Origin of the sequence: Amycolatopsis mediterranei (genome assembly GCF_026017845.1) — a bacterium.
Taxonomy (GTDB): domain Bacteria; phylum Actinomycetota; class Actinomycetes; order Mycobacteriales; family Pseudonocardiaceae; genus Amycolatopsis; species Amycolatopsis mediterranei.
This window is the reverse complement of sequence record NZ_CP100416.1, coordinates 5,819,162-5,841,165: the sequence shown is the minus strand read 5'-3', so window position 1 is coordinate 5,841,165 and position 22,004 is coordinate 5,819,162. Positions and strand designations below refer to the sequence as shown.

Sequence of the window (22,004 nt, the reverse complement as noted above, 5' to 3'; positions counted from 1 at the left end):
CGGCACCCGGACCCCCGAAAGCTCTCGAAAGGTGCTCATGTCCGTGTTCCAAGGCGCTGCCGGGCTCAGCCGGCGCGGATTCCTGATCGGGGCGGGCGGCGTCGCGGCCGCCGCGGCCCTCACCGCGTGCGGCAGCGGCGGCAAGCCGGCGGCCGGCGGCACCACCGGCCCGTGGGAGTTCACCGACGACCGCGGTCAGAAGGCCGCGCGCGACCAGCGTCCCGCGCGGGTGGTGGCCTACGCCAGCTCGGCCGCGGCGCTCTGGGACTACGGCATCCGTCCGGTCGGCGTGTTCGGCCCGCAGAAGACGGCAGGCGGTGGCAAGGAAATCCAGGCCGGCAACATCGACCTGAACGCCGTCACCTCGATCGGCAACGCCTGGGACGACTTCAGCATGGAGAAGTTCGCCGCGCTGAAGCCGGACCTGGTCGTCACCGGCCTGACCGGCACCAAACCGACGGACATGTGGGTGCTCACCGACGACCTCGGCCCCAAGGTGCAGCAGATCGCGCCGATCGTCGCGCTGTCGGAGTACAAGGTCACGCTGCCCAAGGTGATCGAGCGCTACTCGCAGCTGGCCGTCGCACTGGGCGGTGACGCGAACTCGGACACCATGAAGAAGGCCAAGGACGACTTCGCCAAGGCGTCGGAAGACCTGCGTGCGGCGGCCAAGGAGAAGGCCGGGCTCAAGGTCCTCGTGCTGTACGGCGACAAGGACGGTCTGTACATCGCGAAGCCGGACTACTTCGCCGACCTCGCGTACTACCGCGAACTCGGCCTGGACATCGTCTCCGGCGGCGGCAGCGAGGACTACTGGGAGCAGCTGTCCTGGGAGCAGGCGGGCAAGTATCCGGCGGACCTGATCCTGACCGACTCGCGCTCGTACGCGCTGCCGCGCGCCCAGATGACGCAGTTCCCGACCTGGAACCAGCTGCCCGCGGTCAAGGCCGGGCAACTCGGCGACTGGTCGGCCGAGCCGCGCTTCAACCACCTGCTCGCCACGCCGGTCATCGAGAAGCTGACCGCGCTGGTGAAGGGTGCCCGCACGGACATCACCGCCTGAGGAGGCCCGCGATGACCAACCCGTTCGAAGACCCGTCCGGGACGTACCTCGTCCTCGTCAACGCCGAAAACCAGCACAGCCTGTGGCCGGAGCCCAACGACGTCCCACCCGGCTGGACGGTCACCTTCGGCCCCGCCGCCCGCCAGTCCTGCCTGGACCACGTGGAAGCGAACTGGACGGACATGCGCCCCAAGTCCCTGGCCGACGCCATGGACGCCTGACCACCTCCCGCACGACACGCCGGAAGCCCAACGACTTCCGGCGTGTCGTCTTTCCAGGCACGCGTGTCGTCCGTCTGGGCACGCGAGTCGTCCCTTCAGGCACGCAATCCGACCGCCTGAGTACGCAACCCGACCCTCCAGGCACGCGAGCTCCGCCTTCGATCACGCGACTTCCGTGTACTGGAACGGACGACACGCGTGTCTGGACGGACGACACGCGTGTCTGGACGGACGACACGCGTGTCTGGAGGGTCGACTCGCGTGATTGGCGGGACGACACGGCGTCAGGCGCGCTGGCCGGACCAGGCTTCCCACAGCTTCGCGTACTGACCGCCCGCGGCGACCAGGTCTTCGTGGGTTCCCGACTCCACCACCGCTCCCGCGTCGAGGACCACGATCCGGTCGGACGCCGCCGCCTGGGTCAGGCGGTGGGCCACCACCAGCGCCGTGCGGCCCTCCAACGCCGCCGCGGCCGCCGACTCCAGGACGCGTGATCCCGCGCTGCCCGCCTCCGCCGTGGCCTCGTCGAGGATCGCGATGGGCGGGTCGGCCAGCACCAGCCGGGCCAGGGCCAGCTGCTGCGCCTGCGTCACCGTCAGCTGGTGGCCGCCTTCGCCGACCACGGTGGCCAACCCGTCGGGGAGGGACGAAACCCAGGTCAACGCGCCCACCTTCGCGAGCGCGGCCCGCAACTCGGCCTCGGTCGCCGACGGCCGCGCCAGCCGCAAGTCCTCGGCCAGCGGGCCCGCGAAGACGTGGACCTCCTGGCTGATCAGCCCCACCGTCCGGCGCGTGGCCTCCGGCCCCAGCTCGTCCAGCGACACGCCGCCGAGCGTGACCGACCCCTCGTCGGGGGCGTGGATGCCGGCGATCAGCTTGGCCAGCGTCGTCTTCCCGGCTCCGCTCGCGCCGACCAGCGCCACCCGTTCGCCGGGTGCGACACCGAGGTCGACGTCCCGCAGCACCGGATGACCGTCCACATAGGAGTAACCGATCCCCGCCGTCTTCACCGACGCGTCCACCGGCCGTGACGGCTGCGCGGGCGACGGCTCGGCCGGCTGGTCGGCGACGCCGATCAGCCGCGCGAGGCCGGCCGCGGCCGCCTGGGCGTCGTCGACCAGCGCCAGGGCCGTCGTGATCGGCCCGAACAGGCTGTGGAAGTACAGCGCCGCCGCCGTCGCGACCCCGACCGTCACCGCGTCCGCGCCCACCAGCAGGAACCCGAGCGCCAGCACCGCCGACAGCCCGACGAACTCCGCCAGGTTGAGCCGCGCGTAGAACCGCGTCACCAGCCGGATTCCCCGCAACGCCAGTGAGACGGCCGCGTCGGACCGGTCCCGCACGCGCTCGAGGTGGGTGTCCGCCAGCCGGAACGCCCGGACCGTCTTCGCGCCGCCGATGGTGTCCAGCAGCTGCTGCTGTTGCGCCCCGACCGCCTCGCGCTGGGCCGCGTACAACGGCTTCGCGCGCGGCACGTACCAGCGCACGGTCCACAGCTGGATCGGCACGGCCAGCAGCGCGGCCAGCAGGAACCGCCAGTCGAGCACGGCCAGCGCCCCGAGCGTCAGGACGACCGTCAGCACCGATCGCCCCAGCTCGGGCAGCGCCTGCCGGACACCCTCGGCGACCACCGACACGTCGTTCGTCACGCGGGCGGTGAGGTCACCGGAACCGGCGCGCTCGAGTTGTTCGAGCGGCAGGCCGAGCGCGCGTTCGACGAAGCGTTCGCGCAGCTCGGCCAGGATCGTTTCGCCCAGCCGCGCCACCAGCGACACGCCGAGCGCGGTCGCCACCGCCTGCGCCACCGCGACGAGCACCAGCCCCACGATCGGCGTGACCAGCTCCGCGGCCGGCCGCCGCGTGGCGACCAGGTCGACGACCCGGCCGAGCAGGGGCGCGGTCAGCAGGCCGATCGTGGTGGCCGCCACGAGCATGCCGAACGCGGCCGCGGCCCGGCCTTTCGCCCGGCCGGCGAGTTCGCCGAGGACGGCGCGGATCCGGCGGCTGTCGGCCACGGGGAGCAGTTCGCGGGTCATGACAGCACCGCCGCTCGGTAGTCGGGACGGCCGGCCAGTTCGGCGTGACTGCCTTCGCCCGCGACGCGCCCGTCGTCGAGCAGGACGACGCGGTCGGTGGCGGCCAGCAGCGCCGGGCTGGTCGTCACGAGGATCGTGGTGCGGCCGCGCCGCAGTTCGGCGAGCCCGGCGGCGATCCGCGCCTCGGTGACCGTGTCGACCGCGGTCGTCGGGTCGTGCAGCACCAGCACCGGCGCGTCGGCGGCGAGCGCCCGGGCGAGTGCGACCCGCTGGCGCTGCCCGCCCGAGAGCGACCGCCCGCGTTCGGTGACGGCGGTCGCGACGCCGTCGGGCAGCGCGCTCGCCACCTCGTCGACGGCGGCCGCGGTCATCGCTTCGGCGGTCTTCGGCCCGGTGGCCACGTTCTCGGCGAGCGTCCCGGCGAACAGGTCCGCGTCGTGCGCGGCGACCAGCACCACTTCGCGGACCCGGCCGGGATCCACTGTGGACAGATCGACCGAGTCGACCGACACCGAACCGCCCACCGGATCGGCGGCGCGGCCCAGGCAGTCCAGGAGGTCGGTCGCGGCGGCCGGGTCGGTGGCCACCACACCCAGCAGCTCACCCGGGCGCGCCTCGAAACCGACGTCACGCAGGGCGCCGCGGTTCAGCGCGGACAGCTTGACGTGCCCGGCCGCCGGTACCGGCAGCACCGCGTCCCCGGCTCCGACGGCGTGGGCCGCGTTCAGCACCTCGGCGATCCGCGCGGCCGACGCCCGGCCCTGCGCCAGCTCGCCGTTGACCCACGAAAAGATGCTGAACGGCGTGATCAGGTACTGCGCGAGCCCGACCGCGGCGACCAGGTCGCCGACGGTGATGTCGCCCGCCGCGGCGAGGTTGCCGCCGACGAAGGCGACGACGGCGATGAAGATCCCGGTGAGCGCCAGCAGTGCGCCGTTGTGCCAGGCCTGGGCGCGGGCGGCGCGCAGGGTCGCTCGCAGCGAGTCCTGGCTGGTCCGCCGGTAGCGGTCGACGGCGGCGCGTTCGGCGCCGACGCCCTTGAGCACGCGCAGCCCGGCGACGAGGTCCGTGGCGACGCCGGAGGCGACCGCCGACCGCTCCTGCTCGGCCTCGCTGCGGCGCTCGAGGGGCTTCCCGATCAGGTGCGCCAGGTACAGCATCGGCGGCGTGCCGAGCAGCACGAGCAGGCCGAGCGGCAGCGACATGGTGAGCAGGGCAACGGCGCTGACCAGCAGCCCGGCCAGGCCGGCGACGCCGAAGGGCAGGACACCGTTGACGGTGCCGACGCGTTGGGCGTCCGAGGTCCCGATGCTCACCAGCTCGCCGGCGAGGGTGCCGGAGCCGGCCACGCCGCCGGGGTGCAGCACCCGGCGTCCGACGTCGAGGCGCAGGTCGTGGGCCGCGCGTTCGGCGGCGCGCTCGCCGAAGCGGGCACCGAGGCGGTAGCTGGTTGACAGCGCGGCGAAAAGCACGCCCAACACCGCCAGCCAGAACAGGAGTGTGCCCACCGAGCCGCCCGCGACGGCCTGGTCGATGACCACGCCGATCACCACCGGGACCAGTGCTTCGCCGCCTTGGTGGCCCGCGGTCAGGAGCGCCGCGAGCGCCACCGATCGTCGTTGCCCGGCGATCGACCGGCGGAGGACCTGCCGTCCCGTCGTGCGCACCCGCGCCTCCCTGTCCAGAGCTGGGATAGGTAAGGCTAGTCTAAGTAAACAAGTTACGGGAGCACGGTCGGCTTCGTCTCATTCCGCGGTTCGGTCGCCGGCTCGCCGAACCGGGCCAACGCGAGCGCGGCCACCACGGCGAGCGTGAACCCGGCGACGGCGACGAACGCGAAGCCCGGCCGGGTGCGGTCGCCGAGCGCCAGCACGCCGACCAGTGACGGGAAGATCGTCTCGCCGAGCACCATCATCGCGGTCGAGGTGGTGACGCTCCCGCGCTGCAACGCCGTCGCGTAGAACAGCATCGCCAACCCGCCGGCGACCGCGACGGTGTAGGTCGCGGGGTCGGTGAGCAGGTCGAGCGGCGCGAGGCTGGGGATGATCCGGCCGGCGATGGCGACGACGCCGAAGCACAGCCCGGCGACGAGCCCGAGCGCCGGCGTCCGGATCCGGCGGTTCGCCTTGCCCGCGACGATCCCGGCCAAGCCGAGGACGGCGACCGCGGCGATGAGGACGAGCCGGAAGCCGAGCCCGACCGGGTCGGAGCCCTCGCTTTCGGCGGCGGTGCCGAGCAGGGCGAGCCCGGCGCACACGACGCCGACGGCGGCCCATTCGCGGCGGCCGAGCCGCACGCCGAGGAACCGCGCGGCGACGGCGGTCACGGCGAGGCTGGCGGCGAGCGCGGCCTGCACCACGAACAACGGCAGGACGTGGAGGGCCACGATCTGCGCGACGAACCCGAGGACGTCCAGGGACAGCCCGAGCACGAACTTCCCCTGGCCGAGCACCCGGACCAGCAGTTTCGGGTCGACCCCGTCGGCCCCGGTGTCCGTGGCCCGTGCGGCGACCGACTGCATCACCGAAGCCACGCCGTACGCGCATGCCGCGCCCAGAGCGCAGAGCAGTCCCCACCACATGCCGGTCACTCTATTTTGTCGGTCCGCTGGGGTACGGTGCGGCCATGTCGAACACAAGTTCGAAGACGTATCGCCACTGGCCCGCTCCGGTGGCGTCCGACGAGCTGCGCCTGTTGCTGGACTTCCTGCAGTTCCTGCGCGCGACGGCGGTGAACAAGCTGGCGGGGCTGACGTTGCCGCAGGCCACGGCGACGCCGCTGCCGGCATCGCCGCGAATGAGCGCACTGGGCGTGGTGAAGCACCTGACGGCGGTGGAGCGCTGGTGGCTGTCGATCGAGGCCGGCGGGGCGGACCTGCCGTCACTGTGGGCGGGCAGCCCGGACCCGAGCTGGGACGTCGGACCGGACGACACGCCGGCGTCGGTGGTGGCGGCGTACAAGGCGGAGTGGGGCCGGGTGGAGAAGGCGCTGCGCGGACTGAGCCCGGACGACCGCACGCGGCGGCGATCGGAGTTCACCGTGCGGTGGGTGCTGGCGCACGTGGTGCAGGAGACGGCGCGGCACGTCGGGCATCTGGACGTGCTGCGCGAGCTGGCGGACGGGGAGGTGGGTGAGTGACGCGGAGGTGAGTAGGCGGTGGGGGGACGAGACGGTGGTCCGGGTCTCGGTGCGGGTTGCCGGTTGCCGGCTTGCCTGACCAGCCTTGGCTCGGCCTGGCCTGGCCTGGCCTGGCCTGCCCAGCTCAGCTCAGCCCTGGCATGGCCGGCCTCAGCTCGGCCTGGCTCGCTGGCTTGGCCTGGGGTGTCTCGGCTCGGGCGGGTTCTGCTCGGCCCGGCTGGGCTGGCCCGGTTGGCTTGGCCTGGGGTGCCTCGGGCCGATTCGGCTAGCCTGGCCCGGCTGGCTAGCCTGGCCGCAGCCACTCCACCGCGATGATCCTCGCTGCGCTGCGCTGCGCTGCGCTGCACTGCGGGCGCTGGCCGCGAAGCCCGCCGAAGACGTCCTGCTCGTCTGCGCGGGCATCGTCTACCGCCGGGACAGCATCGACCGGCTGCACAGCGGCACGCCCTACCAGCTCGACCTGTGGCGGATCACCCGCGGCCCCACCACCCGCGCCGATCTCGAGGAGATGGCCGGCGCCCTCGTCCCGGACCGCGACGTGAGACTCGAACCGCGGCGACATCCGTACACAGTGGACGGTGCGCAGCTGGACGTCGGACCCGAGGGTGCGTGGGTGGAGGTCGCCGAATGCGGCCGGGCCCACCCCGCCGTCCTCGCCCGGGCCGGACTGGACGGAACCTGGTCCGGGCTCGCCCTCGGCCTGGGCCTCGACCGGATGCTGATGCTGCGCAAGGGCATCCCGGACATCCGGCTGCTGCGCGAAGCCGCCCCGGCGGTCGCCGCCCAGATGACCGACCTCGCGCCCTACCGCCCGGTCTCCGCCCTGCCGCCGGTACGCCGTGACCTCTCGATCGCCGTCGACGCCCACGACCGGGCCGAGGACCTCGGCGACCGCGTCCGCGACGCCCTCGGCGAAGACGCCGGCGTCGTCGAGGCGGTCGAGATCCGGCAGGAAACGCCGTACGCCGGGCTCCCACCGCAGGCACGAGCCCGGCTGGGCGTCCGCCCGGACCAGAAGAACCTCCTGGTCCGGCTGGTGCTCAGACCCCTGGACCGGACGCTGTCCGACGCCGAGGCGAACGTCCTGAGAGACCGGGCCTACGCGGCGCTCCACCAGGGAAGCGCCCACGAGTGGACCACCCCGTAGGGTGGGCCCATGGCAGATCGGCTCTACTTCCGGCAGCTGCTCGCCGGGCGTGACTTCGCCGTCGGCGACCCCGTCGCGACGCAGATGGCGAACTTCGCCTACCTGATCGGGGACCGCGAAACCGGGGACGCCGTCATCGTCGACCCGGCCTACGCGGTGCGGGACCTGCTCGACGTCCTGGCGCAGGACGGGATGCGGCTCACCGGTGTGCTGGCCACCCACCACCACCCCGACCACGTCGGCGGCGAGATGCTCGGCTTCTCCCTGCCCGGGATCGCCGAGCTGCTCGCGATCGAGCAGGTGCCGATCCACGTCAACGGCGCCGAGACCGAGTGGGTCCGGCGGGTCACCGGCGTGTCCGGCACCGACCTGCGCGCGCACGACCACGACGACGTCCTCGAGGTCGGCGCCATTCCCATCCGGCTGCTGCACACGCCAGGGCACACGCCGGGCAGCCAGTGCTTCCTGGTCGAGGACAAGCTCGTCTCCGGTGACACGCTCTTCCTGGAAGGCTGTGGCCGCACCGACTTCCCGGGCGGTGACGCCGAAGAGATCTACCGCAGCCTGCAGGCGCTCGCCGGCTTGCCGGGCGATCCGGTCGTCCACCCCGGGCACCAGTACTCGGCCGAGCCGTCCGCCGCGCTCTCGGAGGTCAAGCGCACCAACTTCGTCTACCGGCCGCGGTCGCTCGACGAATGGAAGGTCATGTTCGGCGGCTGAAACAAGTGCGTCCACGGGGTGAAACACGGGGTGTTCACGGAGTGGGCGCCGATTGACTTCGCTTCCCGGGGACCGGAAGGTCGGGATCACGCCATCCCGAACATCCCCGTCCCCGGGAGAAATCCGTGTCGATTTCCACCACGGGCGTGCTCACGCGCGCCCGGAAACGCGCCGCCGAGCCGCCGCGCACCGCCGTGCGGCGGCCCGATCTCCGGCGCTGGATCAGCCCGGTGGTGCTCCTCGCCGCCTGGCAGCTCGTCAGCGCCACCGGCGTCCTGCCGCCCGACAAGCTCAGTGCACCGTGGACGGTCGTGCAGGCCGGCCTCGAAGCCGCGCGCAGCGGCGAACTCGGGGACGCCTTCGCCGTTTCGCTCGGCCGGGTCGGCGCCGGCTTCGCGCTCGGCGCGGTCGCCGGTGTCCTGCTCGGCATCGTCTCCGGGCTGTCGCGCTGGGGCGAAGCCCTGGTCGACCCGCCGGTGCAGATGCTGCGCACGCTGCCGTTCCTCGGCCTGATCCCGCTGTTCATCCTGTGGTTCGGCATCGGCGAAGAGACGAAGATCGTGCTGGTCGCCCTCGGCGTGGCCTTCCCGCTCTACCTCAACGTCCACTCGGGAATCCGCGGCGCCGACCCGGCCCTCGTCGAAGCCTCGCGGTCGCTCGGGTTCAGCCGCGCGGAACGGCTCTGGCACGTCGTCGTGCCCGGCGCGCTGCCGCAGGCGCTCGTCGGGCTGCGGCAGTCGCTCGGCCTCGCCTGGCTCGCGTTGATCGTCGGCGAGACGGTCAACGCCGACGCCGGGGTCGGCTACCTCATCAACAACGCGCGGGAATTCCTGCGCACCGACGTCGTGGTCGTCGGGCTGGTCCTGTACGCCCTGCTCGGCCTGGTCACCGACGCGCTGGTCCGGCTGCTCGAACGGAAGGTGCTGCGGTGGCGAACCCGGTAGCCGAGGTCCGCGGCCTCACCAAGCGGTTCGGCGAGCGGACCGTCCTCAGTGGACTCGACCTGACCGTCGAGCGCGGTGAGTTCGTCGCCCTGCTCGGCCGCAGCGGGTCCGGCAAGTCGACGCTCCTGCGGGTCCTCGCCGGCCTCGACGGTGCCGTCGAAGGCAGCGTGGAAGTCACCGGGACCGTCTCGGTCGCGTTCCAGCAGCCGAGACTGCTGCCGTGGCGGAAGGTCTGGCGCAACGTCGTCCTCGGCCTGCGTCAGGATGGCGTCGCGAAGTCCCGCAACCGGGCACTGGCCGAGAAGGCCTTGGCCGAAGTGCACCTGGCCGAGCACGCCGACGACTGGCCGCTCACGCTGTCCGGCGGCGAGGCCCAGCGCGTGTCGCTGGCCCGCGCGCTGGTGCGCGAACCCGGCCTGCTGCTGCTCGACGAGCCGTTCGGTGCCCTGGACGCGCTCACCCGGATCTCCATGCACGGCCTGGTCCAGGACCTCTGGCGGCGGCACCGGCCGGGCGTGCTGCTGGTGACCCACGACGTCGACGAGGCCCTGCGGCTCGCCGACCGCGTCCTGGTGCTCGACGGCGGCCGGATCGTGGCCGCACACCGGCCGCGCGAAACCGCCGGCCACGACGACCTCCGCCGCCGCGTGCTGGCCGACCTGGGAGTGACCGAAGATGCTGTGGCGTAAGGGAATATTGGCCGTTGCGGCGGCTCTCGCGGTGTCCTCGTGCGGCACGGCGACCGGCGGTGAAGCACCGGTGCCGACCGCGGTGAGCGCGGCCGACCTGGCGAAGGTGACGCTCAAGGTGGGCGACCAGAAGGGCGGCGTGAAGTCCCTGCTCACCGCGGCGAACCTCCTGCAGGGGACGCCGTACAAGATCGAATGGGCGACGTTCACCTCGGGTCCGCCCCTGCTGGAAGCCGCCTCGGCCGGCGCCATCGACACCGGGCGCGTCGGCAACACGCCGCCGATCTTCGCGGCCGCCGCGAAGGCGAAGATCAAGGTGATCAGCGTGTCGCGCAGCAACGTCGAGCGGGAAGCCGTGCTCGTGCCGCCGGATTCGCCGCTGCAGGACGCCGCTTCGCTGAAGGGCAAGACGATCGGCGTCGCCAAGGGCTCCTCCGCGCACGGGCAGCTGCTGAACACGCTGCACCGCAACGGCTTGTCCACCAAGGACGGGAAGCTGACCTTCCTGCAGCCGGCCGAGGCGTACGCCGCGTTCACCCAGCACACGATCGACGCCTGGGCGATCTGGGACCCCTACACCGCGCAGGCGCAGATCGAGGCCCACGCGCGGGTGCTGGCCGACGGCCGCGGCGCATCCAACGGCCTGGGCTTCCTGACCGCGAGCACGGCCGCACTCGGCGACCCCGGCAAGAACTCCGCCCTGCGCGACTTCGCGGTCCGCGTGGTCAAGGCGCAGAAGTGGGCCGACACGCACCGCGAAGAGTGGGCGCAGGCGTGGGCCGCGGAGACCGGGCTGAAGCTCGAGGTCGCGCGGAAGGCCGTCGAAGCGGGCCGCGACCTGCCGATCGTGCTGGACGACGCCGTGGTGGCCTCCGAGCAGCAGCTCGCGGACGCCTTCACCGACGAGAAGACTTTGCCGGGCAAGGTGGACTTCGCCGCCTTCGTCGACCGGCGGTACGGTCCCGACCTGGACCAGGCGAGGAGCAACGGATGAGCATCAGGCTGCACTGGTTCCTGCCCACCAGCGGTGACGGCCGCACGATCGTGGAACGCTTCCACGCCAACCGGGCCGCGGGCCCCGCCGCCCAGCGCGACCCGGACCTGGACTACCTGGCCCAGGTCGCCCGCGCCGCCGAGCGGCAGGGCTTCGAGGGCGTCCTGACGCCGACCGGCACGTGGTGCGAGGACGCCTGGCTCACCACGGCCGCGCTGATCCGCGAGACGACCCGGCTGAAGTTCCTGGTCGCGTTCCGCCCGGGCGTCATCTCACCGACCCTGGCCGCGCAGATGGCGGGGACCTTCCAGCGCCTGTCCGGCGGCCGGGTGCTGCTCAACATCGTCACCGGTGGCGACGCGGTGGAGCAGCGCCGCTTCGGCGACTGGCACGACCACGACGCCCGGTACGCCCGAACCGACGAGTTCCTGACCATCGTGCGCGGGGTGTGGTCCGGCGAGCCGTTCAGCTTCGAGGGTGAGCACCTGCAGGTCGAAGGCGCGACCACGCTGGCCGCGCCGGACCCGGTGCCGCCGATCTACTTCGGCGGCTCGTCACCGGCCGCGCTGCCGGTCGCGGCCCGGCACGCCGACGTCTACCTGACCTGGGGCGAGCCGCCCGCGCAGGTCGCCGAAAAGATCGGCAAGGTGCGTGAACTGGCCGGGGACCGGCCGATCCGGTTCGGCGTCCGGCTGCACACGATCTCGCGCGACACTTCGGCCGAAGCCTGGGCGGAGGCGCAGAAGCTGCTCGACGCGCTGAGCCCGGACCAGGTCGCGAAGGCGCAGGCGCAGCTGGCCGCCAGCGAGTCGGTCGGCCAGCAGCGGATGGTCGCGCTGCACCGCGGGAAGCACGACGGCGGGGTCCGCGGGCTGGAGATCCACCCCAACCTGTGGGCGGGTGTCGGTCTCGTCCGCGGTGGTGCGGGGACCGCGCTGGTCGGCAGCCACGAGGAGGTCGCGGACCTGATCGAGGAGTACCACAGCGTCGGCGTGAGCGAGTTCGTGCTGTCGGGCTACCCGCACCTGGAGGAGGCGTACTGGTTCGGCGACGGCGTCCGGCCGGAGCTGGCCCGGCGCGGCCTGCTCGAGGAGTACTAGTCCCAGCGCGTCGAGGCGTAGACCACAATGTTGTCGCGGTAGGAGCGTTTCGCCGCGTCGAAGCTGCCGCCGCAGGTGATGAGCCGCAGCGCGCTGCCCGGCGCGGGCCCGTAGACGGCGTCCGTCGGGAACGCGTCCTTCGGGTAGCGCTGGACGGCGTCCACGACGAACCGGGTCTCCTGCCCGTCGGAGCGCGCGACGAACACCTGGTCGCCCTCGTGCAGGTCGCGCAGCCGGAAGAACGGCGCCGGCCCGGACCGGGAGTCGACGTGCGCGGCGATCACCGCCGGGCCCGGGTCGCCCGGCACCGGGCCGGCCGCGTACCAGCCGACGTCCTCGAACCGCAAGGGCGCTTCCAGCTGGTGGGCGGCGCCCAGCCCGAGCGGGACGAGCGCGGCCGCGTCGACGCCGATGGCGGGGATGCGCAGCCGCAGCGGGCGGACGCCGGCCGCGGCGGGCAGCGGCTGCGGCCCGCTCGCGGACGGCGGAGCCACCGGCGAGGCCGGGACGACGGGTGGCGGCGCGGCTGTGCCGGCCGTGCTGGCCGCCGAGCAGCCCGCGGCCAGCACGGCCACGACGAGCAGCGCGCCGGCGTCAGCGCGCACGAGCCGCCCGGCGCCCCACGAGGAGCGCGGCCAGCAGCCCGGCCGCCGCCGCGACCACCGGCCACAGCGGGGTGGACCCGGGCGCGGTGCCGCCGCCCCCGGTCTCGACGCCGAGCTTCGGCGGTTCGGGCAGCGACGCGCCGTCGGAGAGCGGGTTCGCCTTCAGCGCGCCGGCGTTCTCGGTGACCAGCACCGTCGTGGACGACCCGGCCTTGACGTCGACGTCGGCGGCCGACTTGACCGAGCCGCCGCTCAGCTGCAGCGGCCACCGTCCTTCCGGGACGTCCACATAGGACGACGTCTGGCCGTACGCCGCGTCCTTCGCGAGGGTGACACCCTGCGGTCCCGCCACGGTGACCGGCGCGATCGCCGCCGACCCCTGGACGACCCGGACGCGGCCCTTGCCCGCGGCCGGCGGGGTGAGGTCGTCGGTGACCAGGTCGCCCTTGAGCGTGCCGCCCGGGCCGTTCGTGAAGACCAGCAGCGAATAGGCGTTGCGTTCGGCGACCTCGATCGTCGCCGACAGCGCGGGCGGGGTGGCCGGTGCGGCGTCGGCGGGCCGCATCGAGAGCGTGTACTTGCCGGGGCCGAGCGACGAGTACGGCGTGACCGCGCCGTAGCCTGCCTTGCGGATGACGACCTTCTCGGCCTGGCCGAAGGGCGCGAAATAGATGTCCACCGGCGGCACCTTCGGCGACAGGTGGCCGACCCGGATCCAGCCGACGCCTGGGCCGGGGCCGGTCGCCGCCTCGGCCGTCACCGGCGTCAGCGCGACGAACAGGAGGGCTGCGGCGGCCAGCCCGCCGGGTCTGAGGAGGAGGGTGCGCATGGGAGGGGCCTTTCACCGTCAGGGGGAGGAGAACGGGACCAGCAGTCCCGGAGGTGCGAACAGCGGGTACGTGACGAGCACGCCGCCCGCGGTGCGGGCGACCGAGGACGGCCGGAACAGGTCGCGCTGGCCGGCGTAGAACGCGGCCGCGCCTTCCTCGCCGTCGGTCAGGAGCACCCGGCGGCGCGGTTGCCCGGCCGGGTCTTCGCCGGGGACGGCGGGGAACCCCGCGATGCCGACCGGCTGCAGGGCCGCGAGCGCGGCGATCGTCGCGATCAGCCGCGGGTCGGCGCGGCCCGCGCGCAGCACGGCGACGGCGTCCGGGGTGCAGGTGATCCGGGCCGACGCCGCCAGCGCCGCACCCGCGTGGGTGCGGGCGGACTCCTCCGACGGCGCGGCCCGGTCGGCGGCGGGCAGGCCGAGGCGGGAGACGGTGACCTGGCCGAACACCGCGGTCACGCCGGCGTCGGCCAGCGCGGTGTCGAGGGCCGGATAGCGGCTCCGGAGGTCGTCCGCGCCGGTGGTGAACACGGACCAGTCGGCGGCCGGGCAGCCGGACGCGCACGCGGCGACCGGGACGAGCAGCCCGGTCGGCCAGCCGGCCTTGGCGAACTCGGCCCACGCGCCGTCGTCGACGAGCACGCGCGCGCCGGAAGCGTTGGCCCGCAACCAGTCCTGGGCTTCGACGAGCGGTCCGCCGCGTTCGGCGGCCGGCCGCAGGGCGGGGTAGCCGTAGCCCCAGCCGGTGGCGACCACGGCGACGAGCACACCCGCGGCCAGCACGGTTCCGGGACCGCGGGCGCGGTTCCCCCGGTGCACCGGGACGCGTTGGCGCGCCAGGGCTTGGACGACCGCGGCGAACAGCAGGGGGGTGAGGGGCAGCAGCAGCGCGAGCACGGCGGTGTCCGGTACGCCGGGCACCAGCAGGGCCGCGACGAGGAGCAGGCCGGACACCGCGAACGGCCGCAGGGCGGTGACGGCCAGAGCGGCCACCAAGGCGACCGTCGAGAGCACGGCCCACGCCGGGTCGAGAGCGACCCAATCGGCCACCGACGGCGGGCTCGCGGCCGCGAGGTGCGGGCGGAGCGCGGCGGCCGCCGGGCCGAACGCGATGCCGAGCCCGAGGTTGAGCAGCACCGCCACCAGCGCCGCGCGGGCGGGCGCGCGCCGCACCAGCAGCCAGCCGGCGGCGGGCAGGAAGAGCAGCGCCAGCGGGGAGGTGAGCACCGCCGCGAGCAGGCAGACCGCGGCCGCGGCGTCGTGCCGGATCCGGGCGCCGGGGCGGGTGATGAGCACCAGCGCGCCGAGGAGCCAGACGGCCGCCAGGTGCTCGACGACGACCAGCCGCTGCAGGCCGAGCGCCAGCGGCGACGCCGCGACCAGCAGCACCGCGGCCGCCGACGCCCACCGCGTCAGGCCGAGCCGGCGCGCCAGGACCCACAGCAGCACGGCACCGAGCACCGCGGCGACGAGCATGGTTTCCCGGACCGCCGCGAGCGCCGAGGCCGAGCGCCCGAAGGCGTCGGAGACCATCGTGTACGCCGTGAGCTGCCACCAGCCGAACGGGCTGACCCCGGCGCCGCCGGCGTCGGTGAACGGCGTGAGGTGCCCGAGCGCGTAGGCGTGGGCGACGTTCGCGGCCTCGGCGGGCAGGGCCGGCGCCGGCGCGGCGAGGTACAGCACGCGCAGCCCGCCCGCCAGCGCCAGCAGCGCCAGCACGATGTCGAGCGACAGCAACCGGTGTGCGGCCGGGAAGCCGGTGGCCGCCGGTTCGGGAAGCGTCGCGGGGGAGCGGCCCGGGTCGGTCGTCTCCCGGCTGTGCTGGGCCATTGGACGGATCGTAGCCCCTCCCGATCACCCGTCCAGCTCGGGACGGTCACGTCAGCCGGACGGCCCAGTCGCGGGAAAAGCGTTGCCCGGCAAGATTATTTCCCACTGTGCGGGCCGGAGCCGGTGAGGGTCCGGCTCAGCGCCAGTGCGACCGTTCGGACGGCGGGGGCGACCCGTTCGGTCCGCATCCGGTTGGCCCAGCCGGAAATCGACACCGCCGCCACGGCGACACCGCGCGTGTCGAGCAGGGGGCTGGCCGCGCACACCACGCCGACGCCGGATTCCTCGCGCTCCAAGGCGATTCCGTCTTCGCGGACGCGGGTGAGCTGCCGGCGCAGCAGGCCGGGTGCGGTGATCGTCCGCGCGCTCATCCGCGGCAGCCCGGCTTCGATCACCTGGTTCACCACCGGTTCCGGCGAGAACGCGAGGATCGCCTTGCCGACACCGGTGGCGTGCGCGGGGAACCGGCCGCCGATGCGCGAGGGCAGCGTCGGTGCGTCCGGCCCGCGCAGCACGTCGAGGTACACGACTTCGGTGCCTTCGAGGATCGCGAGGTGCACGGTGTTGCGCGTGGCCTCGCGCAGGTCGGCCAGGTACGGCCGGGCCGCCTCGACCAGGCCACGGCGGGGCGAGGCCAGTTGGCCGATTTCGAACAGCCGCAGCCCGAGCCGCACCGCGCCGCCCTCGCGTTCGAGCAGGCCGGTTTCGGTCAGGTGCCCGACGAGCCGGTGCACGGTCGTCTTCGCCAGGCCGGTCCGGCGGGTCAGCTCGGAGACGCCGAGGGTCTCGTCACCCGGGCGGAAGGCTTCCAGGAGCGCGGCGAGCCGGGCCGCGACGAGGCCGTCGCCGCTCGCGCCGTCGTTCCGCCCAGCGGTACGCATGGGTTGAGTCTGCCCGATCCGCCGCGCGACTGTCACCAGGTCGGGCAAGGGAGGTGCGTCAGTGGCCGTCGGCGCCGAGGACGAGTTTCACGCAGTGCGCGACGAGCCGCTCGCGCGAAACCTTCAGCGAGCCGTCGAGGTAGGCGACGAAGACGTTGGTCAGCGCGCCGACCAGCCCGACGGCGACCATCCGGCGTTCGGTCTCGTCTCCGTGGGTGAGCTGTTCGCCGACCAGCGCGGCGAACACCGGCAGCAGGTGCAGGCCGCGGCGGGTCAGCGCGGGGTCGGTGAGCGGGGCGAGCAGCAGGACCCGGCCCTTGCGGGGGTCGTCGACGATCAGCTCGACGAACGCGCGCACGGCGTGCTCCGCCCGCGACACGGGAGTGGGGGCGTCCCGCACCGCGTCGACGAGCGCCTGCCGCGCCTGCTCGCCGACGTGTTCGTAGACCGCCGCGACCAGCTCTTCGCGGTCGGCGAAACTCTCGTAGAAGTACCGCTCGGTCAGCTTCGCGTGCCGGCACACCGCGCGGACGCTCGTCCCGGCCGAGCCTTCGGTGCCCAGCAGCTCCAGGCCGGCGGCCACCAGCTGCTCGCGCCGGAGCGCCTTCCGGTCGTCCAGCGTCGTGCCCGCCCAGGTCCGGCCCGGCATCACAGCTCCTCGGTTGACTACAACTGTTGTCAGATCCTAGCCTGACAACAGCCGTAGTCAGTTTGGACTCGACGAGGAGTGCGCCGATGACACCCCCACCGCTGGGGCCCGACTCGCTGACGTGGAAGTACTTCGGCGACTGGCGCGGCCTGCTGATCGGCCTGTGGGCCGGCTCCATGCAGAACATGCACCCCGGCCTCGGCGCCGGCGTCGAGCAGCACTCGCGGTTCTTCGAGGAGCGCTGGCAGCGGCTGTTCCGTTCGCTCTACCCGATCGGCGGGGTCGTCTACGACGGCCCGCGCGCCCACCGGACCGCCCTCGAAGTCCGCGGCTACCACGACCGCATCAAGGGTGTCGACGCACAGGGCCGCCGCTACCACGCGCTCGACCCCGACACCTACTACTGGGCGCACGCGACGTTCTTCGTCAGCACGATCCTCATCGCCGACCACTTCATGGGCGGCATCGGCGAGGCCGAAAAGCGGCAGCTGTTCGACGAGCACGTCCGCTGGTGGCGGATGTACGACATGACCATGCGGCCGGTGCCGGAAAGCTGGGAAGACTTCCAGCGCTACTGGAAGCACATGTGCACCGAGGTCCTGGAGGACAACAAGGCCACCCGGGACGTCCTCGACATCCGCGGGCTCGGCAAGCCGCCGTTCCTGCCCTGGCTGCCGGATCCGCTGTGGCGGCCGGTCCAGCGGGTGGTCGCGCGCAACTTCGTGTGGCTGACGATCGGCCTGTACGACCGCGAGGTCCGCGATCTGCTCGGCTTCCGCTGGACCGGACGCGACGCCCGGCGGCACCGGCGGTTCGGGAAGCTGGTCAACGCCGTGTTCACGCTAGTCCCGCACGACCGCCGCTACCACCCGCGAGCGCGCGCCGGCTGGCGTCGCGAGCGCGGCGAGGTGGCTGCGGACGCGCCGTTGGTCGAAACTCCACGCAGGAACCTGCCGCCGCTGTCCGAGCGGGGCAAACCCGAGCACTACGCGCCGAACGTCTAGGAGGCATTCGTGAAGCTGGGATTCCACGTCGGGTACTGGCAGAGCGGCCCGACCCCGGGTGCGCTGGAAGCCGTCCTCAAGGCCGAGGAACTCGGCTTCGACTCGGTGTGGACCGCGGAGGCGTACGGCTCGGACGCGTTCACGCCGCTGGCCTGGTACGGCGCTTCCACCAGCCGGATCCGGCTCGGCACGAACATCGTCCAGATGGCCGCGCGGACGCCGACGGCGACGGCGATGAGCGCCCTGACCCTCGACCACCTCTCCGGCGGCCGGATGGTGCTCGGGCTCGGCGCGTCCGGCCCGCAGGTCGTCGAGGGCTGGTACGGCCAGCCGTACCCGAAGCCCCTCGCGCGGACCCGCGAGTACGTCGACATCGTCCGGCAGGTGATCGCCCGCGAAGCGCCGGTGACCCTCGACGGTGACCACTTCCAGCTGCCGTTCAAGGGCGGCACCGGGCTCGGCAAGCCGCTGAAGCCGACGGTGCACCCGCTGCGCAAGGACATCCCGATCCACCTGGCGGCCGAAGGCCCCAAGAACGTGGCCCTCGCGGCGGAGATCGGCGACGGCTGGCTGCCGCTGTTCTTCTCGCCCAAGAGCAACGGCTTCTACAAGGCCGCGCTCGAAGAGGGCTTCTCACGGCCGGGCGCGCGACACACCTTGGAGACGTTCGAGGTGCCGTGCTCGCTGCCGGTGATCGTGCACGACGACGTCGAGGAGGCGGCGGGCTGGATCAAGCCGTCGCTGGCGTTGTACATCGGCGGGATGGGCGCGAAGAGCGTCAACTTCCACCACGACGTCTACGCGCGGCTCGGCTACGGCGACGTGGCCGACAAGGTCCAGGAGCTCTTCCTCGCCGGCCGCAAGGACGAGGCGGCCGCGGCGATCCCGACGTCGCTGGTGGAGGACACCTCGCTGATCGGGCCGCCGGCGAAGATCCGCGACGAGCTGCAGGCCTGGGAGGAGACGGTGGTCACCCAGCTGCTGCTGCGCGGTGACGCCGCCACGCTGGAGAAGATCGCCGGCGCTCTGCGCTGACCGGCGGGCCCCGTCGTGGCCTTGGTCACGACGATGGCACGATTCCCCTCGACCACTACCGGGTGCGCGCCGAGATCGAATACTCATGGCCTGCACCCGGTACGCCGTTTCGAGGAGGATCATGGCGACGCTGTCCGGCCGGACGAGGTTCCGCTATTCGCTCGGCTCGTTCGTCACCGGGTCCTTCGGCACCGTCCCCGGCCTGGTGCTGGTCAAGTACCTGACCGACACGATGGCCGTGCCCGCCGGCTGGGCCGCCGCGATCGTGTTCGTGCCCAAGGCCTGGGACGTGCTGTTCAACCCGATCGCCGGGCGGATGTCCGACGCCGACCTGATCAAGACCGGCAGCCGGCGGCGCTTCCTGCTGATCGGCGGCATCGGCGTGGCGATCCTGTTCGCGGCGATGTTCGCCCACCCCGGGTTCGGCGGCCCGCTGCCGGACGCGCTGTACGTGGCGATCACGTTCGCCCTCTGCGCCACGGCGTACGCGCTGTTCCAGGTGCCGTTCAACGCGCTGCCCGCCGAGCTGACCGAGTCGGCGACCGAGCGGACGAAGCTCACCAGCGTCCGCATCGGGGTGCTGGCCGTGACGATCCTGATCTGCGGCGGCGGCGCCCCGGCGATCACCGCCGGGATCGAGGGGGTCGCCGGCTACCGGATCATGGCCGTGGTGATCGGGCTGATCGTGCTGGTCGCGACGCTGCTCGTGTACTTCGGGCTCAAGGACGCCCCGGTCGGCTCGCTGCGGCCGAACACGGTGAACCTGAAGGAGCTGGTGCGCACGCTCGCCGCCTGGCGGCCGTTCCGCTGGCTGCTCGGCACGTACTTCATCCAGGCACTGGGCATCGGCACGGTGCTCGCCGCGATCCCGTTCTTCGCCCAGCGCATCCTCGGGAACGACGCCTACGGCACGATCCTGTTCGTCATCTTCGTCGGCCCGGCGCTGATCACCATGCCGCTGTGGCCGCGGCTGGGCGACCGGGTCGGCAAGCTCAACGGCTTCCGCCTGGCCACCGCGGCCTTCGCGATCGGGCTGCTCGGCCTGGTCTTCGCCCAGGAGATCCCGCTGGTCGTCTCGTTCGTCTTCGTGGCGCTCTGCGGGGTCGGGTACGCCGGGATTTCGGTGTTCCCGCTGGCCATCCTGCCCGACCTGATCACCGCCGAAGAGGAGCGCACCGGCGAAACCCGCGCGGGGATCGCGGCGGGGGTGTGGACCGCGGGGGAGACCCTCGGGCTGGCCTTCGGCGGCGGTCTCTGGGCGCTGATCCTGGCGTTCGGCGGATACGTGTCCAGCACGGACGCCACCGCGGCGCAGCCGCACAGCGCGATCGTGGCGATCCTCGTCGGGGCGTCGATCGTCCCCGGCGTGCTGATCGCGCTGGCGCTGCCCCTGCTGCGGCGCAAGGTGCTGGAGCCGCGCCGTGAACCCGTCTGAGGACGTGCTCGCGGCGCTGCGGGAGCTGCGCGCGGGCGACCTGCCGACGCACGGCGGCCGGACCCTGGCCTACGTCTACGACAGCGGGCTGTCCGAAGTGGACTTCCTCGGCGCGGCGGCGCACGCGCTCGCGTCGTCGGCCAACGGCCTGGATCCGACGGCGTTCCCGAGCCTGCTGAAGATGGAGAACGACCTCGTGCTGGCGGCGTCCCGGTTGCTGGGTGACGTCCCGGGCGTGGTCGGTTCGGTGACCTCCGGTGGCACGGAGTCGTGCCTGCTGGCGGTGCTCGCGGCGCGGGACGCCCACCCGGAGATCGCCTCGCCTTCGGTGGTTCTCCCGACCACCGCGCACGCGGCGTTCCACAAGGCGGCCCACCTGTTCGGGCTGCGGCGGATCGACGTCCCGGTCGACCCGGTGACCTTCCGCGCCGACCCGGCGGCGATGGCCGCGGCGATCGACGACTCGACGGTCCTGGTCGTGGCGAGTGCCCCGTCGTACGCCCACGGCGTGCTCGACCCGGTGCCCGAGATCGCGGCGGCGGCTGCGGCGCGGGGCGTCCGGCTGCACGTCGACGCCTGCATCGGCGGCTGGGTGCTGCCCTACTTCGCCCGCCTCGGCGCGGACGTGCCGCCGTTCGACTTCCGCGTCCCCGGCGTCACGAGCATCTCGGTGGACCTGCACAAGTACGCCTACTGTCCGAAGGGGACGTCGGTGCTGCTGCACGCCTCGGCGGAGCTGCGGCGCACACACTACTTCGCCAGCGCGGCCTGGCCGGGCTACACGATGCTGAACACGACCATCCAGAGCACGCGCTCCGGCGGCCCGCTCGCCGCCGCGTGGGCGGTGGTGAACCACCTCGGTTCCGACGGCTACCTGAAGCTGGCGGCCGCCGCCCGGGAAGCGACCGCCCGCATCCGTTCCGGCATCGCCGGACTGCCCGGCCTCCGGATCCTCGGCGACCCGGTGTCGACGCTGATCGCGTTCACCGGCGACGACGGCTTCGACCTGTTCACGGTGGCCGACGAGATGAAGGCGCGCGGCTGGTACGTCCAGCCGCAGTTCGCTTTCGAATCGTCGCCGGTCAACCTGCACCTGACGGTGACGGCGGCCAACCACGGTAGTGAGAAGGAGTTCCTGACCGACCTGGCCGCGTCGGTGGACGCGGCGCGGGCGGCGGGCCCGGTGGTCGTCGACGCCGCCGTGGCCGAGTTCGTGGCGGAACTCGACCCGGCGACGCTGACATCGGAGCAGTTCGCCGGCCTCCTCGCGGCGGCCGGCCTCGGCGGCGCGGCCGGTCTCCCGGACCGGATGGCCCCGATCAACGCCCTCCTCGCCACCGCTCCCGCGCCGCTGCGCGAACGCCTCCTCCTGGAGTTCCTGGGCGCCCTCTACACGCCCTGAATCTCACTGGTTCCGGGAAGCCAGTCCGGCGGGAGCCGACTTGACGGCCGCGTGGATCGCGTCCGCCAGGGCCAGCGCGTCCTCCTCGGTGAGCTCCACCGCCACCCGCGCCGACGCGCCCAGGGCCGGGTTCCGGAAGTCGATGTTCACCGTGTGCGCGTAGGGCGCGTGCACCGGGTGGTCGACGTACACGGTGCCTTCGTTCAGGCGGAACCAGCCGCGGGCGCCCTTGCCGCTGCCTTCGAGCGCGAACTTCTCCGTCAGGTAAGTGCACATCGGCGG

Annotated in this window: 22 protein-coding genes; 13 read left to right on the top strand and 9 right to left on the bottom strand. The window is 73.1% G+C overall.

The window, feature by feature from the left end:
* Nucleotides 1-37 precede the first annotated feature (37 nt).
* Nucleotides 38-1,063, top strand: a complete 1,026-nt coding sequence (locus tag ISP_RS26195) for an ABC transporter substrate-binding protein (protein ID WP_013226859.1) — start codon at nt 38-40, stop codon at nt 1,061-1,063.
* A gap of 11 nt (nt 1,064-1,074) precedes the next feature.
* The gene (locus ISP_RS26190) at nt 1,075-1,284 is read left to right on the top strand and encodes an MbtH family protein (RefSeq protein ID WP_013226858.1); all 210 of its coding nucleotides are present in this window, start codon (nt 1,075-1,077) and stop codon (nt 1,282-1,284) included.
* A 284-nt stretch (nt 1,285-1,568) separates the two neighbouring features.
* Here ISP_RS26190 and ISP_RS26185 read toward each other — a convergent pair whose 3' ends face one another.
* The 3 genes from ISP_RS26185 to ISP_RS26175 are packed head-to-tail and all read right to left on the bottom strand — an operon-like array spanning nt 1,569 to nt 5,901.
* Entirely contained in the window at nt 1,569-3,320 is a 1,752-nt protein-coding gene (locus ISP_RS26185; protein WP_013226857.1) for an ABC transporter ATP-binding protein, read from the bottom strand.
* On the bottom strand, nt 3,317-4,987 hold the full coding sequence (locus tag ISP_RS26180; protein WP_013226856.1) for an ABC transporter ATP-binding protein: 1,671 nt from the start codon (nt 4,985-4,987) through the stop codon (nt 3,317-3,319). The genes ISP_RS26185 and ISP_RS26180 overlap by 4 nt, the downstream gene beginning before the upstream one ends.
* A gap of 53 nt (nt 4,988-5,040) precedes the next feature.
* Nucleotides 5,041-5,901, bottom strand: coding sequence for a DMT family protein (locus ISP_RS26175; RefSeq protein ID WP_014467192.1), 861 nt, complete (start codon nt 5,899-5,901; stop codon nt 5,041-5,043).
* Nucleotides 5,902-5,945: 44 nt separating this feature from the next.
* Between ISP_RS26175 and ISP_RS26170 the strand changes: the two genes are divergently transcribed.
* The 7 genes from ISP_RS26170 (at nt 5,946) to ISP_RS26140 (ending at nt 12,052) form a co-directional block, all read left to right on the top strand.
* Entirely contained in the window at nt 5,946-6,458 is a 513-nt protein-coding gene (locus ISP_RS26170) for a DinB family protein (protein WP_034284641.1), read from the top strand.
* Nucleotides 6,459-6,543: 85 nt separating this feature from the next.
* Nucleotides 6,544-7,605: a PheS-related mystery ligase SrmL gene (srmL, locus tag ISP_RS26165; RefSeq protein ID WP_230468349.1), complete on the top strand. Its 1,062-nt coding sequence runs from the start codon at nt 6,544-6,546 to the stop codon at nt 7,603-7,605.
* Nucleotides 7,606-7,614: 9 nt separating this feature from the next.
* Nucleotides 7,615-8,325: an MBL fold metallo-hydrolase gene (locus ISP_RS26160; protein ID WP_013226852.1), complete on the top strand. Its 711-nt coding sequence runs from the start codon at nt 7,615-7,617 to the stop codon at nt 8,323-8,325.
* Nucleotides 8,326-8,450: 125 nt separating this feature from the next.
* The gene (locus ISP_RS26155; protein ID WP_013226851.1) at nt 8,451-9,269 is read left to right on the top strand and encodes an ABC transporter permease; all 819 of its coding nucleotides are present in this window, start codon (nt 8,451-8,453) and stop codon (nt 9,267-9,269) included.
* Entirely contained in the window at nt 9,254-9,958 is a 705-nt protein-coding gene (locus ISP_RS26150) for an ABC transporter ATP-binding protein (protein WP_013226850.1), read from the top strand. The genes ISP_RS26155 and ISP_RS26150 overlap by 16 nt, the downstream gene beginning before the upstream one ends.
* The gene (locus ISP_RS26145) at nt 9,945-10,952 is read left to right on the top strand and encodes an ABC transporter substrate-binding protein (RefSeq protein ID WP_176742148.1); all 1,008 of its coding nucleotides are present in this window, start codon (nt 9,945-9,947) and stop codon (nt 10,950-10,952) included. The genes ISP_RS26150 and ISP_RS26145 overlap by 14 nt, the downstream gene beginning before the upstream one ends.
* A complete protein-coding gene (locus ISP_RS26140) occupies nt 10,949-12,052 on the top strand; it encodes an LLM class flavin-dependent oxidoreductase (protein WP_013226848.1) in 1,104 nt (367 codons plus the stop codon). Before ISP_RS26145 ends, ISP_RS26140 begins: the two co-directional genes overlap by 4 nt.
* Here the strand turns inward: ISP_RS26140 and ISP_RS26135 are convergent.
* From ISP_RS26135 to ISP_RS26115, 5 genes are all read right to left on the bottom strand, one after another.
* Entirely contained in the window at nt 12,049-12,657 is a 609-nt protein-coding gene (locus tag ISP_RS26135) for a class F sortase (RefSeq protein ID WP_013226847.1), read from the bottom strand. The two genes, ISP_RS26140 and ISP_RS26135, sit on opposite strands and share 4 nt — an antisense overlap.
* Nucleotides 12,647-13,486, bottom strand: a complete 840-nt coding sequence (locus ISP_RS26130) for a DUF4397 domain-containing protein (RefSeq protein ID WP_013226846.1) — start codon at nt 13,484-13,486, stop codon at nt 12,647-12,649. Before ISP_RS26130 ends, ISP_RS26135 begins: the two co-directional genes overlap by 11 nt.
* Nucleotides 13,487-13,504: 18 nt before the next feature.
* The gene (locus ISP_RS26125; RefSeq protein ID WP_013226845.1) at nt 13,505-15,316 is read right to left on the bottom strand and encodes a glycosyl transferase; all 1,812 of its coding nucleotides are present in this window, start codon (nt 15,314-15,316) and stop codon (nt 13,505-13,507) included.
* 95 nt (nt 15,317-15,411) lie between these two features.
* Nucleotides 15,412-16,197, bottom strand: a complete 786-nt coding sequence (locus ISP_RS26120; RefSeq protein ID WP_013226844.1) for an IclR family transcriptional regulator — start codon at nt 16,195-16,197, stop codon at nt 15,412-15,414.
* Nucleotides 16,198-16,255: 58 nt separating this feature from the next.
* Nucleotides 16,256-16,846 carry a TetR/AcrR family transcriptional regulator gene (locus ISP_RS26115; protein ID WP_013226843.1) on the bottom strand — a complete coding sequence of 197 codons (591 nt, stop codon included), beginning with the start codon at nt 16,844-16,846 and terminating at the stop codon, nt 16,256-16,258.
* Nucleotides 16,847-16,932: 86 nt separating this feature from the next.
* Here ISP_RS26115 and ISP_RS26110 point away from each other — a divergent pair, with 86 nt between their 5' ends.
* The 4 genes from ISP_RS26110 to ISP_RS26095 all read left to right on the top strand — a co-directional run bounded on the left by ISP_RS26110 (nt 16,933) and on the right by ISP_RS26095 (nt 21,722).
* On the top strand, nt 16,933-17,850 hold the full coding sequence (locus ISP_RS26110; protein ID WP_013226842.1) for an oxygenase MpaB family protein: 918 nt from the start codon (nt 16,933-16,935) through the stop codon (nt 17,848-17,850).
* 9 nt (nt 17,851-17,859) lie between these two features.
* A complete protein-coding gene (locus ISP_RS26105; protein WP_013226841.1) occupies nt 17,860-18,885 on the top strand; it encodes an LLM class F420-dependent oxidoreductase in 1,026 nt (341 codons plus the stop codon).
* A gap of 121 nt (nt 18,886-19,006) precedes the next feature.
* Nucleotides 19,007-20,320 (top strand): MFS transporter, encoded by a 1,314-nt coding sequence (locus ISP_RS26100; RefSeq protein WP_013226840.1) that lies wholly within the window; start codon nt 19,007-19,009, stop codon nt 20,318-20,320.
* The gene (locus tag ISP_RS26095; protein ID WP_013226839.1) at nt 20,307-21,722 is read left to right on the top strand and encodes a pyridoxal phosphate-dependent decarboxylase family protein; all 1,416 of its coding nucleotides are present in this window, start codon (nt 20,307-20,309) and stop codon (nt 21,720-21,722) included. Before ISP_RS26100 ends, ISP_RS26095 begins: the two co-directional genes overlap by 14 nt.
* Before the next feature lie 3 nt (nt 21,723-21,725).
* On the opposite strand, the gene ISP_RS26090 is transcribed toward ISP_RS26095, so the two are convergent.
* Nucleotides 21,726-21,998 (bottom strand): DUF6295 family protein, encoded by a 273-nt coding sequence (locus tag ISP_RS26090; RefSeq protein ID WP_013226838.1) that lies wholly within the window; start codon nt 21,996-21,998, stop codon nt 21,726-21,728.
* Nucleotides 21,999-22,004: the final 6 nt, after the last annotated feature.

Coding starts and splice junctions, on each gene's coding strand:
- ISP_RS26195 (WP_013226859.1), top strand. CDS start 38: ATGTCCGTGTTCCAAGGCGCTGCCGGGCTCAGCCGGCGCGGATTCCTG.
- ISP_RS26190 (WP_013226858.1), top strand. CDS start 1,075: ATGACCAACCCGTTCGAAGACCCGTCCGGGACGTACCTCGTCCTCGTC.
- ISP_RS26185 (WP_013226857.1), bottom strand. CDS start 3,320: ATGACCCGCGAACTGCTCCCCGTGGCCGACAGCCGCCGGATCCGCGCC.
- ISP_RS26175 (WP_014467192.1), bottom strand. CDS start 5,901: ATGTGGTGGGGACTGCTCTGCGCTCTGGGCGCGGCATGCGCGTACGGC.
- ISP_RS26170 (WP_034284641.1), top strand. CDS start 5,946: ATGTCGAACACAAGTTCGAAGACGTATCGCCACTGGCCCGCTCCGGTG.
- ISP_RS26160 (WP_013226852.1), top strand. CDS start 7,615: ATGGCAGATCGGCTCTACTTCCGGCAGCTGCTCGCCGGGCGTGACTTC.
- ISP_RS26145 (WP_176742148.1), top strand. CDS start 9,945: ATGCTGTGGCGTAAGGGAATATTGGCCGTTGCGGCGGCTCTCGCGGTG.
- ISP_RS26140 (WP_013226848.1), top strand. CDS start 10,949: ATGAGCATCAGGCTGCACTGGTTCCTGCCCACCAGCGGTGACGGCCGC.
- ISP_RS26130 (WP_013226846.1), bottom strand. CDS start 13,486: ATGCGCACCCTCCTCCTCAGACCCGGCGGGCTGGCCGCCGCAGCCCTC.
- ISP_RS26125 (WP_013226845.1), bottom strand. CDS start 15,316: ATGGCCCAGCACAGCCGGGAGACGACCGACCCGGGCCGCTCCCCCGCG.
- ISP_RS26120 (WP_013226844.1), bottom strand. CDS start 16,197: ATGCGTACCGCTGGGCGGAACGACGGCGCGAGCGGCGACGGCCTCGTC.
- ISP_RS26115 (WP_013226843.1), bottom strand. CDS start 16,846: ATGCCGGGCCGGACCTGGGCGGGCACGACGCTGGACGACCGGAAGGCG.
- ISP_RS26110 (WP_013226842.1), top strand. CDS start 16,933: ATGACACCCCCACCGCTGGGGCCCGACTCGCTGACGTGGAAGTACTTC.
- ISP_RS26100 (WP_013226840.1), top strand. CDS start 19,007: ATGGCGACGCTGTCCGGCCGGACGAGGTTCCGCTATTCGCTCGGCTCG.
- ISP_RS26090 (WP_013226838.1), bottom strand. CDS start 21,998: ATGTGCACTTACCTGACGGAGAAGTTCGCGCTCGAAGGCAGCGGCAAG.